At 66.0% G+C, this 18,452-nt stretch carries 14 protein-coding genes and 2 pseudogenes; 12 read left to right on the top strand and 4 right to left on the bottom strand.

From position 1 onward, the window contains the following. The 5 genes and pseudogenes from A2J02_RS16620 to A2J02_RS16600 form a co-directional block, all read left to right on the top strand. Positions 1-136, top strand: a pseudogene (locus tag A2J02_RS16620) (30S ribosomal protein S4); the annotation flags it as partial. 99 nt (positions 137-235) lie between these two features. After that, positions 236-1,300 carry a DNA-directed RNA polymerase subunit alpha gene (locus A2J02_RS16615; protein ID WP_008718222.1) on the top strand — a complete coding sequence of 355 codons (1,065 nt, stop codon included), beginning with the start codon at positions 236-238 and terminating at the stop codon, positions 1,298-1,300. 34 nt (positions 1,301-1,334) lie between these two features. Further along, positions 1,335-1,922 carry a 50S ribosomal protein L17 gene (gene rplQ / locus A2J02_RS16610; RefSeq protein WP_068051325.1) on the top strand — a complete coding sequence of 196 codons (588 nt, stop codon included), beginning with the start codon at positions 1,335-1,337 and terminating at the stop codon, positions 1,920-1,922. Between the two features lie 5 nt (positions 1,923-1,927). Then, positions 1,928-2,824 (top strand): tRNA pseudouridine(38-40) synthase TruA, encoded by an 897-nt coding sequence (gene truA / locus A2J02_RS16605; protein WP_068051323.1) that lies wholly within the window; start codon positions 1,928-1,930, stop codon positions 2,822-2,824. Positions 2,825-2,854: 30 nt separating this feature from the next. Next, positions 2,855-3,412: an NADPH-dependent FMN reductase gene (locus tag A2J02_RS16600; RefSeq protein ID WP_068051320.1), complete on the top strand. Its 558-nt coding sequence runs from the start codon at positions 2,855-2,857 to the stop codon at positions 3,410-3,412. Positions 3,413-3,419: 7 nt separating this feature from the next. On the opposite strand, the gene eccE is transcribed toward A2J02_RS16600, so the two are convergent. Then, entirely contained in the window at positions 3,420-5,108 is a 1,689-nt protein-coding gene (gene eccE, locus A2J02_RS16595; RefSeq protein ID WP_188078556.1) for a type VII secretion protein EccE, read from the bottom strand. Between the two features lie 132 nt (positions 5,109-5,240). Between eccE and eccB the strand changes: the two genes are divergently transcribed. After that, a complete protein-coding gene (gene eccB, locus A2J02_RS16590) occupies positions 5,241-6,695 on the top strand; it encodes a type VII secretion protein EccB (protein ID WP_068051331.1) in 1,455 nt (484 codons plus the stop codon). Positions 6,696-6,703: 8 nt separating this feature from the next. Here eccB and mycP read toward each other — a convergent pair whose 3' ends face one another. The 3 genes and pseudogenes from mycP to A2J02_RS16575 form a co-directional block, all read right to left on the bottom strand. Next, complete coding sequence (mycP, locus tag A2J02_RS16585) at positions 6,704-8,125, bottom strand: type VII secretion-associated serine protease mycosin (protein ID WP_442971483.1); 1,422 nt, start codon at positions 8,123-8,125, stop codon at positions 6,704-6,706. Continuing rightward, positions 8,092-9,654, bottom strand: coding sequence for a type VII secretion integral membrane protein EccD (eccD, locus tag A2J02_RS16580; RefSeq protein WP_082898973.1), 1,563 nt, complete (start codon positions 9,652-9,654; stop codon positions 8,092-8,094). The genes mycP and eccD overlap by 34 nt, the downstream gene beginning before the upstream one ends. A 129-nt stretch (positions 9,655-9,783) precedes the next feature. Beyond that, positions 9,784-10,773, bottom strand: a pseudogene (locus tag A2J02_RS16575) (LLM class flavin-dependent oxidoreductase). Positions 10,774-11,005: 232 nt separating this feature from the next. Between A2J02_RS16575 and eccCa the strand changes: the two are divergent. From eccCa to rplM, 6 genes are all read left to right on the top strand, one after another. Further along, positions 11,006-15,004 (top strand): type VII secretion protein EccCa, encoded by a 3,999-nt coding sequence (eccCa, locus tag A2J02_RS16570; protein ID WP_068051318.1) that lies wholly within the window; start codon positions 11,006-11,008, stop codon positions 15,002-15,004. Next, on the top strand, positions 15,001-16,455 hold the full coding sequence (locus tag A2J02_RS16565) for a type VII secretion-associated protein (protein WP_156516253.1): 1,455 nt from the start codon (positions 15,001-15,003) through the stop codon (positions 16,453-16,455). Before eccCa ends, A2J02_RS16565 begins: the two co-directional genes overlap by 4 nt. A gap of 158 nt (positions 16,456-16,613) precedes the next feature. Beyond that, positions 16,614-16,979 carry a WXG100 family type VII secretion target gene (locus A2J02_RS16560; protein WP_068051314.1) on the top strand — a complete coding sequence of 122 codons (366 nt, stop codon included), beginning with the start codon at positions 16,614-16,616 and terminating at the stop codon, positions 16,977-16,979. 64 nt (positions 16,980-17,043) lie between these two features. Next, entirely contained in the window at positions 17,044-17,325 is a 282-nt protein-coding gene (locus A2J02_RS16555) for a WXG100 family type VII secretion target (RefSeq protein WP_068051312.1), read from the top strand. Between the two features lie 97 nt (positions 17,326-17,422). Continuing rightward, positions 17,423-17,764, top strand: a complete 342-nt coding sequence (locus A2J02_RS16550) for a TraR/DksA family transcriptional regulator (RefSeq protein ID WP_068051327.1) — start codon at positions 17,423-17,425, stop codon at positions 17,762-17,764. 174 nt (positions 17,765-17,938) lie between these two features. Beyond that, the gene (gene rplM, locus A2J02_RS16545; RefSeq protein ID WP_037188282.1) at positions 17,939-18,382 is read left to right on the top strand and encodes a 50S ribosomal protein L13; all 444 of its coding nucleotides are present in this window, start codon (positions 17,939-17,941) and stop codon (positions 18,380-18,382) included. Positions 18,383-18,452 lie beyond the last annotated feature (70 nt).

The raw sequence follows: 18,452 nt of genomic DNA, 5'->3' as shown, positions 1-18,452 counted from the left end.
CGGCGACCGTCCCGTCGCCCCGTGGCTGCAGGTCGTCCCCAACCGTCTTCGCATCCTGGTGCACCGGTTGCCGGAGCGCGCACAGATCGACGTGCCGCTCCAGGAGCAGCTCATTGTCGAGTACTACTCGAAGTAAGGCGCAGCACGCATGTGAGTCTCCCCGTGAGGCTCACATGCGTCTTCGCCTCCACACGTGGGCGTCAAATAGCGGACGCCCGTACAGGAGGAACACACAATGCTCATTTCACAGCGCCCGACGCTGACCGAAGAGGTCATCGCCGACAACCGCTCAAAATTCGTCATCGAGCCGCTCGAGCCCGGCTTCGGTTACACACTCGGCAACTCGCTCCGCCGCACCCTGCTGTCGTCGATCCCCGGCGCTGCTGTCACCAGCATCCGTATCGACGGCGTCCTCCACGAATTCACCACCGTCCCCGGAGTCAAGGAAGATGTCACCGACATCATCCTGAACCTCAAGGGCCTCGTGGTGAGCTCCGAAGAAGACGAACCGGTCACCATGTACGTCCGCAAGCAGGGCCCCGGCGCTGTGACCGCAGGCGACATCGTGCCCCCGGCCGGCGTCACGGTGAACAACCCCGATCTGCACATCGCGACCCTGAACGACAAGGGCAAGTTGGAGATCGAGCTCGTAGTCGAGCGCGGTCGCGGCTACGTCCCCGCCGTTCAGAACAAGGCTTCGGGTGCCGAGATCGGCCGTATTCCGGTCGACTCGATCTACTCACCCGTGCTCAAGGTCACCTACAAGGTGGAGGCCACTCGCGTCGAACAGCGCACCGACTTCGATCGGCTCGTTCTCGACGTGGAGACCAAGAATTCCATCACCGCGCGGGACGCGCTCGCTTCGGCGGGCAAGACCCTGGTTGAGCTCTTCGGCCTCGCCCGTGAGCTGAACGTCGAAGCAGAAGGCATCGAGATCGGACCCTCGCCCGCCGAGGCCGATCACATTGCTTCCTTCGGACTCCCCATCGAGGATCTGGACCTCACCGTCCGTTCCTACAACTGCCTCAAGCGCGAGGGTGTTCACACCGTCGGCGAGTTGGTTGGTCGTACCGAGTCCGATCTGCTCGACATCCGTAACTTCGGGCAGAAGTCCATCGATGAGGTGAAGGTCAAGCTGCATTCGCTCGGCCTCTCCCTCAAGGACAGCCCCGCGTCGTTCGATCCGAGCACCGTGCCTGGCTACGACGCCACCACGGGCACGTGGAGTGACACCGACGCCGGCTCCTTCAGCGACACCGAAGGTGCCGAGCAGGACTACGCCGAGACAGAACAGCTGTAATCAGCTCGCTGGAGCTCTTACTAGGAGATTCATCATGCCCAAGCCCACCAAGGGCCGCCGTCTCGGCGGGTCGGCGTCGCACCAGAAGGCCATCCTGGCCAACCTGGCGACGTCACTCTTCGAGCACGGCCGCATCACCACCACCGAGTCGAAGGCCAAGCGCCTTCGTCCCCACGCCGAGAAGCTCGTCACCCACGCCAAAAAGGGTGATCTGGCGCATCGTCGTGAGGTTCTCAAGACGATCAACAACAAAGATGTCGTGCACAAGCTGTTCGCCGAGATCGGGCCTTTCTTCGCCGATCGCGACGGTGGCTACACGCGCATCATCAAGACCGTCCCCCGCAAGGGTGACAACTCGCCGATGGCCATCATCGAGCTCGTCAACGAGCAGACGGTGTCCAACGAAGCCGATCGCGCTCGCCGCGTGAAGGCTTCGCAGGCTGCTCCCGCCGCAACCGAGGCTCCGGCCGAGGACGCGACCGACGAGAACGTCGTCGAGGCTGTCGAAGCCGACGCGACCGACGCCGAGGTGGCCAACGCCGACGCAGTCATCGAAGGCATCGAGGACAACGACGCACACGCGTCGGACGCCCCCGAGGCCGAGGAAGCCAAGAAGGACTAGTCCTTTTGAGCTCCGCGCACGATCGAAGCGGGCCCGCCATTCCCCCAGGGGAAGGCGGGCCCGCTTTGTCGGTCCCCACCAGATTTCGGCTCGACATCTCGTACGACGGCACGAGATTCTCCGGGTGGGCGCGCCAACCGGGTATCCGCACCGTCTGCGGAGTGCTCGAAGAAGCCTTCTCCACGGTGCTGCGGCAATCGGTAGAGCTGACCGTGGCGGGACGAACCGACGCGGGAGTCCATGCGACGGGACAGGTGGCGCACTTCGACGCCGTCGACGTTCCCGACGATCACGACCGACTGGTCCGCCGAATGGCCCGGTTTCTACCCACCGATGTGCGAGTGCGGGCCATCACCGCCGTCTCCCGTGATTTCGACGCGCGATTCTCGGCATACCGCAGGCACTACGAATATCGTTTCGGCACTGCGCCATACGGTGTCGACCCCCTCGATGTCGCCGGTGTCGTCTCCTGGCCCAGGCCCATCGATCTGGGTGCGATGCGTGAGGCATCCGTGGGATTGGTCGGTCTGCACGATTTCGCCGCGTTCTGCAAGCGACGTGACGGTGCCACCACCGTTCGGGAACTGCAGCGCTTCGACTGGGAGCGCGACGGCGATCGTCTCACCGCATACGTCAGCGCCGACGCATTCTGCTGGTCGATGGTCCGTAGCCTCGTCGGTGCCATGCAGGCCGTGGGGGAAGGGCGTCGAACTCCCGACTGGGCGCGGTCATTGTTGACTCGGCGCGAGCGGGCGAGCGAGGTGGCGGTGGCTCCGGCGCACGGCTTGTCCTTGGTTGGAGTCGACTACCCGCCGGCCGACGAGCTGGCCGCTCGGAACGCGGCCACCCGAGAAGCGCGCTCGGCGATCACCGGCGGCGGTTGCTGTGGGGGAGAGGGCTGACCGAGCGTCACCGGGTCTAGTGTCGGAGCGATGCAGCCGATACAGCTCGCCATCGTCGTCGGTAGTGTGCGTGCCGGTCGAGTGGGACCGACCGTCGCGGCCTGGGTTCGAGGTGTCGCAGCCGAACGCACCACCGTCGAGGTGGTGGACGTCGACTTGGCCGATTTCGAGTTACCGAATTCTCTCGTTCCGTGCGAGGACTCCGAACGCTTCACCGGGATCATAGGTGCCGCCGACGCCTTCGTGTTCGTCACTCCGGAGTACAACCACGGCGTACCCGGTGCGTTGAAGACTGCGCTCGACACGGTGAAGTACGAATGGCGTGGCAAGCCGGTGGGATTCGTCTCCTACGGCGGGCTGGGCGGTGGGATTCGAGCGACCGAACAGCTGCGGCAGATCACTGCCGAATTGCACATGGTCTCGGTCCGAGACGCCGTGTCGCTGCACCGGGTGCGCAAGCGGTTCGACGAGTCGGGACGGATCGACGATGCCGCAGCCGTCGACGCTCTCGGGCGTCTTCTCGATCAGCTGGAGTGGTGGGCCGATGCGGTCGCCGGCGCTCGTGGGCGCGCCGACTACCCCGGCTGAGAATCGGTCATGCACGAACCGCGGGGCGCAGACTCCTGGGGCGGCCGATGAACGCCGTCTCCTGCGGAATCGTGACCAATGTCAGCTCGACGTCGAGTGGACCGGATCGGACTCGAATTCGATCTCCCGACGCATGGGGCTGGACGATCGTCAGATCCGGCTCAGGCACGCTTCGCTCCTGTTCGGGGCGGCCGGTCCGCGGTAGGTGCTCGGACAACGAGATCATGGTGACGCCCGAAAGTCCCTGTTGCACAGGCGGTGCCGAACCGTCGGCGAAGTCGATCAGGATCACGTCGTACGACGGCCGGGATCGGGTCGTGGTGCCGTCGACCAGTAGTCGATCGGGTGCGCCGATGGCGTCGAGGATCGCGCGCCAGGCGTGCGGGCGATCCGTGCGGACGAGAACCCTGGCACCGGTGGCGATGGCGCGGAAGATCAGTTGCTGGGCGAGGTAGAGCTCTCCGGCGATTCGAACTCGCGTCAGGCCCGGTCCGAACAGCCGCACCGCGACACCGTGTCCGTGAGCATCGGATCCCAACAGCTGGCCGCACCCGCTTACCGGGAGTTTCAGCTCGTGCATCGTCGTTGTGTCGAGAAATCGTCTGGGAGACAACGAATCCAGGGCGGGTAGGGCCAGCGGGAGCTGGGCGAGGATGCCGTCGCGTTGACTTCCGCTCATCGAGGTCAGCGCGCGTACACGAGGCTTCGTGATCGGTGTTCGAGTGGCGAATCTGCACGACCCATGGATGCGCACCTTCCCGGTGTCGTGGGTCGGTTGCAGGCGGAAGGACAGCGTCGTTCCGAGGGACGGTGTTGCCCACAGGGTCGCGATGTCCTCGGCAGTGACTGTGCTGCAATCGATTCCGAAGCCGGTACTCGACGCACCCGGTAGGGGTGCTGTCGACCACGTCTGGGTGAGGTCGTCGATACTCACGCCCCGACACAGGTGCAACACAGCCGATCGTAGTTCGGAGCTCGTCAACAGTCGCGAGGACAGCCCGTGGGCGTTCAGAGCGCGATGTACGCGAGTGGTCGCGACGACAGCGGCGCGGGCTGCCCCGGCCCTGCCTCCGCCTCTGGCCCCGATCGCACGCGCATTCGCACGCAGGTCGAGAGTGACTGCCACCCAGACTGTTCGCACCGCTACTGCCGGTAGCGGACCGATGAGTGACTCGTACACCTCGGTGGCGACCGAGCCTGCCGAGCTGCGGAATCCGAGTGCAACGACGTCGATGGAGCAGACCTCGATGTCGTGCTGTCGCAGACACGACGCCAACGCGTCGACAGGAAGCGTGTGTTGCGTCTCGGCGCTCGCCTTGCCGAGGACTGTGGTGGCGTGCCCGGGCGGGACGATCTCGATGGTGCAGGTGACGGTGTCGCGCTGCCAGTGGACCCCGACCGGGCCGACTGCCGTGTCGGTGTGGTCCGTACTCACACCGACATCGGGGGCACGATCGGCGAGGAACCGCCAGATTGTCCGGACCCAGTCCACGACCGATCTGCGCCGAACGGCGACGAACGGAACGAGCGCTACCGTCGCAACAGCGAGCAGAGTCAGCCCTGGTCTCACCTGTGCCGCGAACAGAGCCGAGCCGATCGCCACGGCTGCGGTCTCGGCCAAGATCACCCGCCGCACCGTGGGCGCGACGAAAGGAACGGCGGCTCGCCCACGCCCTGCCCGACCGGTACGCGTCATCGAAACCCTCCCCCCGAAGGTCGCAGTGCCCCATCGACGAACGCCAACGCGGTCGCCGAGGTGTGCGGACGAACTGTACTGTGTCGCGTGACCCGAATGGGGATCGGGTCCGCACAATCCTGGGGAGGAAGCGTGGCGTCGACGCCGACAACGAAGTGGCAGGTTGGCGGTTACCGCTTTCTCGTCCGCAGAATGGAACATGCACTGATCAGACGCGACGTTCGGATGCTGCACGATCCGATGAAGTCGCAGTCGCGGGCACTGCTCGTGGGCGTCGTCGTCGCCTGCATCGGCTTGGCGGGATGCGCTGCGCTGGCACTGTTTCGGCCGCAGGACAAGATCGGCGACGCGTCGATCGTGGTGGGCAAGGATTCGGCCGCGATGTTCGTGAAAGTGGACGACGTGTTCCATCCGGTGCTCAATCTCGCGTCGGCTCGATTGATCGTAGGCAAGCCCGACGACCCGTTGACGGTCAAGGAATCCGAATTGTCCGCACGACCCCGCGGCGCGCTGGTGGGTATTCCCGGTGCTCCGTCTGCGCTACCGCACGACAGTGACGGCAGCGCAGAAACGTGGACCGTCTGCGACACCGTCGACCGGATCACGGGAGTGACTTCGACAACGGTTGTGGTGGGTGATCCTCGCTTCGGTGAAAGCACGGCTGCGCTCGCCGATTCCGAGGCGTTCCTCTGGACATCGGACGGCACTGCCTATCTCGTCCACGACGGCACCAAATCGCCGGTCGACCTGAACAACAGGGCAGTGGTCCGGGCACTCGGACTCGAGGACGCGACACCATCTCCGGTCGGTGCCGGTCTGCTCAATTCCGTGCCCGAATCACCCCCCGTCGCAGCACCGTTCGTGCCTCGAGCGGGTGAGGCTCCTGCGTTTCCGTTCGACGGCCGGACGATCGGATCGGTCGTCAAGGTCGCCGGTCGCGACGTCCAGTACTACGTGGTTCTCGAGGACGGAATACAAGCGATCAACGAGACTGCGGCCCTCCTCCTGAAATTCACCGATTCGCAGGGCAGTCCGGAAATCGTAGCCGTCAATCCCGACCTGCTCGCGAATGCTCCCAAAACGTCCTTCGGGCTGGAGGTTTCGACGTTTCCGGAGACCGCTCCCACGATCGTCGATACCGGGGAGCGCCCGGTGGGTTGCTTGACGTGGGAGCCACTCGCAGTTGCCGACGGCGGGCCGTCGGCTCGACTGGTCGAGTCCGCCGGTCGCGGGCTGCCGCTGGAGGCAGATGCACAACCGGTTTCGCTGGCTCAGGCCGATGGTGGCGGTGACGCCGTCGACCAGGTCTATCTGGCACCCGGTAGCGGCGGTTTCGTGCGCAGTACCGGTATCTCCGCGTCGAGTACACGTCAGGGCAGCGTCTTCTTCGTGGCCGATACCGGAGTGCGATACGGCGTCGACGGTGCCGAGGCTGCGTCGGCGTTGGGGTTCGGACCGCCGGCACCCGCGCCCTGGCAGATACTCCAATTGCTCGGCAGTGGGCCGACTCTCGGGCGCGGCCAGGCCCTGACGATGCACGACGGTGTTGCTCCCGACCCGCAGGCCGCGGCGCTTCCGACGAAGTAGCGCCTGGCTCAGTCGGTTCTGCCGCGTCGGCGCAGCGGTACCGACAGTGCGAGTCCGAGTGCCAGGATCACTGCCACCAGCACCGAACCGGTGACGGCTGCGGTCCGCGGTCGATGATCCGGCGTGGGCGGCGGCAACGGCGCACTCATCGCAACACTGTCCGCAGGAACCGACCGGGGGGTGGGCGTCACCGAATCGGTCACCGCTGCAAGCGGATCGACGACGCCGTGGCCGACGAAGGGATTCCACCCTTCGGCCGGCTCGTGCGCCGTTCGTTCGATCCGATCGATCACCTCCAGCGCCGACAGTTCGGGCCGGTGGGAGCGCACCAGCGCCGCAACCCCGGCAACCAGCGGTGCCGCAAAACTCGTTCCGGTCATGGGAATCACGCCATCGGTGCCCCGGGTGCCGTTCGCCAGTCCGTTGCCAGTAGGCGACAGCGACGTCATATTCGAGCCCGGAGCGGTGACGTCGACCCACGGACCGGCCAGGCTGAACGGAGACGGTGTGCCGTCCGACTCGACCGAACCGACAGTCAACACGTCGTCGAACCACGCCGGAGTCGCGATGGTCGCGATGGACGCCCACGGGTCGGCACCAGGCCGAAGCGGATCGGTCATCGGGTTCTGTGCCTGGCAGGCAGCGCTGCCGAGATTTCCAGCTGCTGCGACGACCACGACGTTCCTCTCTCGGACGGCGTACTGCACGGCCGCGCCGAGCGGACCGTCGGCCACACCGCCTCCGGCGGGCACGCAGGCGACCTCGGAGATGTTGATGACCGAGGCACCCGAGTCCACCGCAGTTCGGATGGCCATGGCCATGGTGCGCACGTTGCCGTAGCCCGCGGCATTCTCCGGCTCTGCTGTCTTCTCCTCCTCGGGCCGGTTGTCGACGATCTGAAAGACACTGCTGGACTGACGAATCGACAGTATGCGGGCGTCGGGTGCGCCTCCAGCGAATCCGCTGCCCGGTGCGGTCTGTGCGGCGATCAGGCCGGCGACCATCGTTCCGTGTGCATCGCAGTCGAACAGCCCGTCGCCTGCGCTGACATAGTCGCCGCCGGCGATCAGACCCGGCAGGCGCGGATGTGCGGTGACGCCGGTGTCGATGACGGCAACCACTTGACCTGCCCCACGGGTGATGGGCCAGACCGATGCGAAGTCGAGCGCCTTCAGTGCGGTCGGCACGTCCTGGGCGTCGGCAGTCGCGGACGGCAGCGCGCAGGCGTTCTTCTGTTCCGTGGGTTCGAGCGGGCCGGGAGCGCTCGGCGCAGGCAGCTGGAAGGGGTCGATCACCGGACGTTCGGCGCGTGCGGGATACCCGCCGAAGGCTGCGTCGAACGACAGCGACAGAGCAGTGAACGCCGCGATGACGACCGTTCGCCGTCGGTGCGGCGTCACAGCCCGCGGACGACGCTGTACAGACCGCACACCCACACTGCGATCGGAATGACCAGGGCGATGGCGGCGTATTCGAAGAGTTCGGCCGCTCTCCGCATCACCGGCGAGTACGTCCGTGTGGGCACGAATGCCCCGAAGATCGACGAGGCCACCGCGCCGGCCAGTGCCACCCCGAACAGAGCGAGGACGAGATCCGGCAGTGCGACGACCGCACCGACGAGGAGCGCCAGCAGAATCGTCGCTCCGCCTGCGACCAGCGGAACGGCATGCGTCACAACGGCATAGGTGCGTCCACGCAGCAGCAGGACGAGCGCACACAGCGCCGCCAGCGCGACCGCAGGCCAACGGACGCCATCTCCCGAATCGGCTCCCGCCGCGACAAGCACGCCCGCCACCACGGCGACGCTGAACGCCGACAGCAGACCGGTCAGGTAACTACGCGCTTCGGCCGCGGCGACCTGCAGATCGTCGAACGAGATCGCGTCGAGTTCTGCTTCCTCGACGGTGTCCAGCGGTGCTCCCGCGGTGGGGACCGGTGGAAGCGGCAATTTGGCCTGCATCATCGACACGCGGGCAGAGAGCGCGATTCCAGCCAGGCCGGTGAGGGCCGCGGCAGTACCGATCGCCGGTGGTGCCATCGTGGTGAACAATGCGCACACCGCGGCAGCGAACGTCAGAAGCGCCACCGATATCGCAGCGGTGAACAGTGCGAACCCGGTCCCGCCGATACGAAGGGACAGCAGAGCCGTCGCACCGGCCATGGCCGAACCCAGCATCAGCTGAGCCGCGCCGAACTGCCCGGGTACCAGCACAGTTCCGCCGGTGAACATCAGCGCGACGGCGCATCCACCGAAGAGGACGGCGACGGAGTGCTGGTGATACATCCGCCCCAGAATCACCCCCGCTATCGCGAAGAGAATCGACGCAGTGACGGCAGCCAGCCCCTCGACGAGACTGCCGACGTGCTCGGCTCCGGCCCGGATCGGCCCACGTAACAGGACCGCGCACGCCAGCAACACCAGCGCACCGGTGACAACCGAACCCACCGTGCGCGCGGTACGCGCAGTCCAGTGCGGAACATCGTCGGTACCCGATCGCGCAACGGAATACATGAGGTCGTCGAACAGTGGAACCGGCGCGGGCCGCTCGGCCACACCCAACACGAGCAACTCACCGTCACGCACCGACAGCTCCGCCAACGTCGCAGTCGGTGACAACGGTGGGAACCCGATCCGCGCGAGCGTCCACGCCACGGGCAACCCTTCAGACGCGGGATCCCCGTCGCGGGGTTCTCCTCGTCCCGCAGGCTCCACTCCCGCCGCAATCAGGTCGACGATTCCCGGTACGAGAAGCGAGACCGGAACGTCCACCGGCAGCGCCATGTCCACCTGCGTGGACCTGGCCAACACCGTCACCCGACAGACTTCCTGCGCGAAGACGGACTGCGCGCCCGCTGCCCGCCGACCCACGTCCGACGCGGCGGGTGACTGTGTCGGATCGGCAGGTGCCGTGCGTGACGGCGCAATGCCGGCCGATGGACGGCTGTCGGCGCGTGTCATGGATATCCCCCCGGATACGTTCGATTCACGTTCCGATGCCCGCCCCAGTGGGCATCGGTGTCCAAACCTTACGACATCGCGGCGACAAGCAATCGCCCGTCGGGATCTGCCGGTGACGCAGCGCCCCCGTCAGGCAGGAACCAGGTCACTCACCTGTGCGAGCAACTCGAACGAGCGAAGCCACGATGCGCGGTCGGACACACCGGACGCGACGATCAGCTCGTCCGCTCCCGTGCGTTCGGCGAAACGGTCGAGGTAGTCCTTCACCATGTCCGGAGTGCCGACGGCCGAGTACTTGGTCATCTTCGTGATCTGTTGGCCCGCAGGCGCTTCGAGGACCATGTCGGCTTCCTCGTCGGTGAAGGTCCGGCCGCGGCCGAGCAGGAGGCTGACGCGGCTGCGCTTGGTGCGGAGGAACTGGGCCTGTGCGTCGGCCAGAGAATCGGCCGCGATCACGTTGACGCCCACGATCAGGTGTGGCTCGGACAATTGAGCGGAGGGCCGGAAGTCACGTCGGTAGATCTAGACGGCCTGCTCGAGGGCGTCGGGTGCGAAGTGCGAGGCAAAGGCATAGGGCAGGCCGAGTGCAGCGGCGAGCTGTGCGCCGAAAAGCGACGACCCCAGGATGTACAGCGGTACCTCGGTACCTGCGCCGGGAGTCGCGCTCACTCCGGGGATCAGAGACTCTTCCGACAGGTAGCCCTGCAGTTCCTGGACATCCTGCGGGAAGCGATCGGCCGACGCGGGATCGCGTCGCATCGCCCGCATCGTCACCTGGTCACTGCCGGGTGCGCGGCCCAGCCCCAGATCGATCCGTCCCGGGTACAGCGTCGCCAAGGTACCGAACTGCTCGGCGATGGTCAGCGGCGCGTGATTGGGAAGCATGATTCCGCCGGATCCGAGCCGGATGCGCTCGGTGTGGGCAGCGACGTGCCCGATGAGAACCGACGTGGCCGACGACGCGATCGTCTTCATGTTGTGGTGCTCGGCGTACCAGATGCGTCGGTATCCCCAGTTCTCGGCATGCTGAGCGAGTGTGACGCTTGCATCGAAGCTGTCGCGGACTGTTTCGCCCTCGCCCACATGAGCGAGATCGAGGATGGACAGAGGTACGGACACGGTTGGGGCCAGCCTTTCGTTCGTCGAGCACGCGGCCGAAGAGCCGCATTCAATTGCAACGGTGTCGGGCAGCGTTCTATTTCTCGTCGGACGTACCGGTGGTCATGTCCGTCCGGGGTGGCGACGCCGACTGTGGACCGCCCGGTCTTCGATGCGCTAGCCTGTCGTCCTGCAGCCTCGGGGGGAGGCTGCCGCGATGCAGTTCAGGGGGCGTGGCCGTGGGGGCGGATCTATGAGTACCGTGCGCTTCGTTCGCGGTGCCCGACGGGAAGTGCCTCGATCTCCTGGCGGGGAAGTGACCCTGCAGCCGCCGCCCGAGATCCCACGCGCGGTGCCGGGCAATCTGCTGATGAAGCTGATGCCGCTGGTGATGGTTGCCGCGATGGTCGGGATGGTCGCGCTGATGTTCACCTCCGGCGCAGCGGCGAACCCGATGATGTTGATGTTCCCGGCCATGATGCTGATGTCCATGGTGGGGATGTTGGCCGGCGGCGGGAAGTCCGGCGGGGCGCGCACCGCCGAGGCCAACGAGGACCGCAAGGATTACCTCCGCTATCTCGATCAGCTCCGCCGCGACGTCGCGGAAACCGAACGCGCGCAGCGCCGAGCCCTCGAATGGAGCCACCCGGGCCCCGATACGTTGTGGTCGGTCGCCGGAACCGAGCGCATGTGGGAACGGCGACTGTCGGATCCGGATTTCGCTCACGTCCGAGTCGGCCTGGGGGATCAGCGGCTTGCCACTCGACTGGTTCCGCCCGAGACCGGGCCGGTGGAGGAACTCGAACCGGTTTCGGCGGTGTCCCTGCGTCGATTCGTGCGGGCGCATTCGGTGGTGCCCGCGCTGCCGACCGCGGTGTCACTGAGGGGGTTCGCGGCGCTGTCCATAGCGGGCGACCGGGACGGTGCCCGCGCGATGGTGCGCGCGATGTTGGCCTCGCTGTGCACCTTTCACGGGCCCGACCACGTCGCGGTCGCGATCGTCTGTGGTCCGGACACCGTGCAGCAGTGGGAGTGGGCCAAGTGGCTTCCACACACTCAGCACGACGTTCTGCGCGACGGGGCAGGGTCCGCTCGGATGATCTTCGGTAGTTTTCTCGAACTCGAGGGTGCGCTGGGCGACGTGCTGAGTGTGCGGAATCGATTTGCGCGTGGAGCTGTGCCTGTTGCCGGCGTCGTGCAGTTGGTGATCGTGGTGGACGGCGGGCTTCTCGACAACCGTTCGACCGATCTCACCGACACGGGCCTCGATTCCGTCACGATCATCGATCTGTCCGGCCTGTGCCCACGACTGGCTGCATCGCGTGGAATCCAGCTGTTCGTCGAGAACGGGTCGATCGGAGCGGTCAGCGGAACCACGGTCGAGGTGTTCGCCGTCGCGGATTCGATGAGCACCACGCAAGCACACGCCGTTGCGAGACGCCTGTCGCCGTACCGCGCGCCGTCGTCCTCGTCGGTCGTCGATGTGGTCGACGACGGCGGAGTCCGGATTTCGGGGTGGAACAGCCTGGTCGGTATCGCCGATGTGGGCGCACTCGACACGGACCGAGCGTGGACGATGCGCCGGGGACGCGAGAGGCTGCGGGTACCGATAGGTGTCGCCCCCGACGGCAGTGCTGTCGAGATCGACCTGAAGGAATCTGCCGAGAACGGTATGGGGCCGCACGGATTGTGCATCGGCGCAACGGGTTCCGGTAAATCCGAGTTTCTCCGTACGCTGGTGCTCGGCTTGGTGTCGACTCACTCGCCGGAACAGCTGAACCTGGTGCTCGTCGACTTCAAGGGCGGCGCGACGTTCGCGGGTCTCGAATCGGTACCGCACGTGGCCGCGGTCATCACCAACCTGTCCGAGGACTTGGCGTTGGTGGATCGAATGCGCGATGCGTTGGCCGGCGAGATGAACCGGCGCCAGGAGTCGCTGCGCTCGGCAGGCAACTTCGCGAACGTCTCCGACTACGAGAGGGCACGCGCCGGGGGAGCGGATCTGGCACCGATGCCCGCCCTGTTCGTGGTGGTCGACGAGTTCTCGGAATTGCTCAGTCAGCAACCCGAATTCGCCGAGTTGTTCGTCGCGATCGGTCGGCTCGGGCGCTCGCTGCACATGCATCTGCTGCTCGCCAGCCAGCGCCTCGAAGAAGGAAAACTACGCGGTCTCGACAGTCACCTGTCGTACCGAATCGGTCTGAAGACGTTCTCCGCGAACGAATCTCGTTCGGTGCTCGGGGTTCCGGACGCGTATCACCTTCCCGCTCAGCCGGGTGCGGGCTATCTCAAGTGCGATTCGGCCGAGATCGTCAGGTTCGCTGCGGCATACGTCTCCGGTCCTTACGCGCCGCCGCGTTCCGGTCCTGGCGCGCGGCCCTCGCTCGGCGGAGACATCAGGCCGAAGCCCTTCACCGCCTATGCGGTACCACTCGATTCCATCGATGTCGGCCGGATCGAGGCTGCTACTGCGCCGGCGGCCGAACCGGATCCGGTCGACTCCGAGAGCACCGGTGCGACGGTGCTCGACGTTGTCGTCGGACGAATTCGGGGTCGGGGAATGCCGGCCCACGAGGTGTGGTTGCCGCCGTTGGACACTGCACCGACGTTGAACCGGTTGCTGCCCGCATCGGTTCTGACCGAGCGGATCGGTCCGCTCAGCACCCTCCGCGCCCCGATCGGGATCATCGACCGGCCTTTCGATCAGCGCCGCGATCTGCTGACCGTCGATCTGTCCGGTGCTGCGGGCCACGTCGCCATCGTCGGTGCCCCGCAATCGGGCAAGTCGACGGCGCTTCGGTCGTTGATCCTGGCGCTCGCGATGACGCACTCGCCCGCGCAGGTCCAGTTCTACTGCTTGGACTTCGGCGGCGGAACGCTGGCCGGGTTGGCCGATCTGCCGCATGTCGGATCGGTGGCCAATCGGCTCGACGTCGATCGGGTTCGGCGGACCGTGGCCGAAGTCGCCGGCGTCGTTCGGCAGCGAGAGAGGACGTTCCGTGATCGCGGGATCGACTCGATGGCCGAGTTCCGACGGCGACGTGCAACGCAACCCGTCGACCCGGAGGATCGATTCGGCGACGTCTTTCTCGTCATCGACGGTTGGCCGTCGATCAGGTCCGATTTCGAGAGTCTCGAACAGCAGATCGCCACTTTGACGACGCAGGGCCTCGCCTTCGGTCTGCATCTGATCCTCACCGCATCGCGGTGGGCGGAAGTTCGGCCCGCGACCAAGGACCTGATCGGCACCCGATTGGAACTGCGGCTCGGTGACCCGTCGGATTCGGACATGGGTCGCGCCAAGGCGGCGAGCGTTCCCGAGGGGCGGCCGGGCCGGGGCATGACCAGGGACGGACTACATCTGCTGATCGCACTTCCGCGAGTGGACGACGTCTGTTCCGTCGACGACCTGTCTCGCGCAGTCGGTGAGTCGGTCGCCGCGATCGCGGCTGCATCTGCGGGAACTCCAGCGCCGCCGGTGCGGATGCTGCCGGAGTTGCTCGAACGATCAGCGGTGCTCGATCAGCTCGGTGATGCGTGGCCACGAACCCGTGGCGGCATTCCTGAGCTCGCAGTTCCCATCGGCATCGACGAGGCCGAATTGGCACCGGTGGTGGTCGATTTCGCGGAGAATCCACATTTCGTAGTGTTCGGTGACAGCGAGTGCGGTAAGACTTCCTTGTTGCGCGGAATCTGTCGATCGCTCGTCGAGGCGAACTCGCCCGACAGCGTCAAACTCATCGTCGCCGACTACCGCCGAACTCTGCTCGGCACCGTCGATTCCGAGCATCTGGCCGGGTACGCGGCCTCGCAGGCGACGCTGACCGCCATGCTCGTCGACCTCGCCGGCCGCATGGCCGATCGCATGCCAGGAGCAGACGTGACCCAACAGCAGCTTCGCGAGCGGTCGTGGTGGAACGGCCCCGAGGTGTTCGTCGTCGTCGACGATTACGATCTGGTTGCCACGTCGTCGGGAAATCCGTTGGTCCCGTTGGTGGAACACCTTCCTCATGCGCGGGACATCGGGCTGCACGTCATCGTGGCGCGTCGTTCGGGCGGGGCAGGCCGGGCGCTGTTCGACCCGGTGATCGGACGGTTGCGCGATCTGGTGACGCCGGGACTGGTCATGAGCGGAAGCCGCGACGAGGGGAACCTGCTCGGGACGGTCCGTCCCAGTGCCATGCCACCCGGACGCGGGGTCTTCGTCGACCGCTCCGGCCAGTCGCTCGTCCAGCTCGGACATTCGAGTTGACGGGCCACTCGTGGCGGTATGCCGCAGTGCATCTGGGCTACACGGAAATTTCCGTCGTTGCCACGGGCGCAGCCTTCGAGGGGCCGAGAGAGAGCGTCGGATCGGCGTTCGCCATCGAGGAGGGTGGCCGATTGGTGTTCGGCCGGGGCGCAGCCGGAGACGAGATACCGCCGCTGCTCTGTATCGACGATGCGTCGATCCCGGTCGGGACCACGGTGTGGGATCGAGAGGTGGTGTTCCACGGAATCGTGTGGTCGGCCCTGCACGGTGCCGGCGTACACGACCGACTCGACGTGCTCGAGATCGCGTATCCGTCGACCTGGGGCGAGGAACGTGTGGGCATCGTTCGCGCGATGTTCGCGACCTCGGCAAACGAGGTGGTGCTCGTGGAGACGGCCGAGGCCGCCGTTGCGTCGTCGGGTGAACGGGCACCGTCGGCCGCGGTGGTCGTCGAAGTCGGAGCTCTCGATACGTCCGTCGTCGTGCTCGACGAGTCGGGGGCGCACGGCGGAGACACCGGCGCGATCCTTCCGTTCGGCATCGGTGACGACGATGCGTGGCGACGAGCGGTCGGGGAATGCGTTCGGTCGTCGATCACGCGCTGCCCCGATGAGGTGTACGTGGTGGGGGCGCCCATCGGAGCGGATCCCGTCGTCGATCACCCCACGCAATGGCTGACCGGTCTCGATGTCGCCGGATCGCTGTATCGGCGAGCCGGGGCGGATCTCGTCCCGGCACCGTCGGTACGTGCCGCGACGACGCGATCGGCGGCATGGCTCGACGACGTCGCCGCGCCGCCGCGGTCCCGGGAGAAAAGACGTCGCCCTTTGTTCGCAGCCGTGGGTGCCGTGGCGGCGATCCTCGTATTCGTCTGCGCAGCTGTGTATTTCGCCGGACAGTCTCCAATAGAGCCGGATGGGACTGCAGCGCAACCGTTTTCGCCGGTCGTGGTCCCGAGTGCTACATCCTCGTCCGTAGCCGCACCGCTACCGACCACGACAGCGGATGCGCCACCGCCGGTCGAGACGGTCACCTTCGTGTCCGGGCGGGTGTCGATGCAGTTGCCGAGCACCTGGACGAAGCTGGACGACCCCGACCGCATGGTGCTGATTCCACCGACCCCGCCCGAGCGTCGGATCGTCGTCACCGTGGCGGACCTGTTGCCGGGCTCGACGCAGGAGCAGGTCGCTGCCGAGCTCCGGTCGGCCGTCGATGCCCGTGGGCCGGATTCGACCATCGGATCTCTCGAATCCACACGAGATTTCGGCGGCCGCGTCGGAATCGCCTACACCGAGAGGCCGATCGACGATTCGACGGTGCTGTGGCGGGTGTTCGTCGAATCCGACCTGCAGGTCAGCATCGGTTGTCAGTTCGAGGGAGGCGACGCGGCGGTGATCGACGTCGAATGCGGGCAGGCGACGCAGACTTTGGACATCGTTCCGGCCTCGTGAGAGCGGCCCACATTTTTCGCGCACGGCCGGAACCGAATCGAGGGGTCGTTGCGTCCAAGGAGATGTAGGGGAGTGAGCGGGCCGACAGTGGCCTCTCGGTCGAGCAGCACGTGCGCCGCGGGTGCAGGTGAATCGAGTATCGAAGACAAGGAGTCGAAGTGGGATATCCAGGGGGACCGGAATCTACGGGTTCGTCGAACGGCGTCACGGTCACGCCGCAGGAGCTCATGGCTGCCGGAGCCACGATCGAAGGCCTGAGCGTGTCGATCAACGCGTCCAATTCGGCCGTTCGCTCGATCGTCGAGCAGACCGCCGAGGCGTGGGTCGGCAAGGCGGGCAAATCGTTTCAGGACGTGATGGCCCAGTGGGACACCAGTGCGCAGAAGATGCGCAGTGCGCTCGAACAGATCTCCGCGGACATCAAGACCAACGGCCACGGCTACTCGGACGCCGACGACGACAACGTGTCGGCCTTGAACCAGGTGGCCGGATCCCTGAACTCGGGACTGTCCTCGTTCAAGTGACGCCGCATCCGGTGACCACACGACAACTCACACGACCACGCTCGACCAAGGAGACCGATCCGATATGAAATACGACTTCGCGCAGATCGCGGCGCTGACAGAGGCGATGAACAAGCAGGCGAACGTGACCAAGGACCTCCTCGGGGACGTGGACAGCACCGCGAAGCGGCTCTACCAGTCGTGGGAGGGCGACGCGATGACGTCCTACTACGAGCTGCAGCGTCAGTGGAATTCTGCATCCGACGAGCTCAACCTCATTCTGTCGAGCCTCGTCGCAGCCGCCCGTACCGGTGGCGAGACGATGCACGGCGTCGAGATGGCCAACAAGGCGCGGATGGCTCGCTGACCGGTCTCGACACCACGCATCTGCCCCGACCGAGAACATCGGTCGGGGCAGACGTCGTTTCGTCGCACGCCGGTCCGTCGCGGTGTCTACTGGAGTGGTGACGGACTTCGCAGCAGTACTCGGGACGGAGCGGTCGCGCTCCCTGCATCGTCTCGAGTCGCTTCGTGGCGAACTCGCGTCGGTGATCGAGGGATCGCGGCTCACCACCGACGACGACGAGCACGATCCCGAGGGATCGACGATCGCGTTCGAGCGGGCGAAGATTGCGGCGCTGATCACCGACACCGAATCCGAGATACGCGAGATCGACGCGGCGGTTTCACGGCTCTCGGCCGGCACGTACGGCTTCTGCGAGCGGTGCGGTGGTGAGATTCCGGCGATCCGGCTCGAGGCGCTACCCGCTGCCCGTCGGTGCGTGCAGTGTGTGCGCCTGCGCTGACGAGCGGAGGCGTTTTGACCTGGGCGTCCGCTCCCGGTATCGTTCCCCGTTGGCGTGTATGGGCTCGCCGCGTATTAACGTGCGTATCGAGCTCTTGTCCTCGGGTCTCAACTGGCCGCCGAGGGCATCCACACGTCTTGGCCAGCAGCGACATCATGAAGACAGGAATTTTCTGTGTCTACTTACGCCCCGAAGGCCGGGGACACCACCCGGACGTGGCATGTGATCGACGCCACGGACGTCGTGCTCGGACGCCTCGCCGTCCAGGCCGCGACACTGCTCCGCGGTAAGCACAAGCCCACCTACGCACCCAACGTCGATGGCGGCGACTTCGTCGTCATCATCAACGCCGAGAAGGTTGCCATCAGCGGCAACAAGCTCGACGGCAAGTTCCACCACCACCACTCCGGCCATCCGGGCGGTCTGAAGTCGCGCTCGACCCGTCAGGTCCTCGAGAGCAACCCCGATCGTCTCGTGGAGAAGGCCGTCGTCGGCATGATCCCCAAGAACAAGCTCGGTAGTGCCATCGCGAGCAAGCTGAAGGTCTACGCGGGACCGAACCACCCGCACGCCGCTCAGCAGCCCGTTCCGTTCGAGATCAAGCAGGTGTCCCAGTGACGGCGCCGGAGGGAAATGACGTGACGTCGCAGGAGAACATCGAAGAGATCGCCGCCGACGAGTTCGTGGC

Source organism: Rhodococcus sp. EPR-147 (genome assembly GCF_001647185.1).
Lineage (GTDB): Bacteria > Actinomycetota > Actinomycetes > Mycobacteriales > Mycobacteriaceae > Rhodococcoides.
Note: the sequence above shows the minus strand (reverse complement) of the source record. Positions and strands in the feature narration are given on the sequence as shown.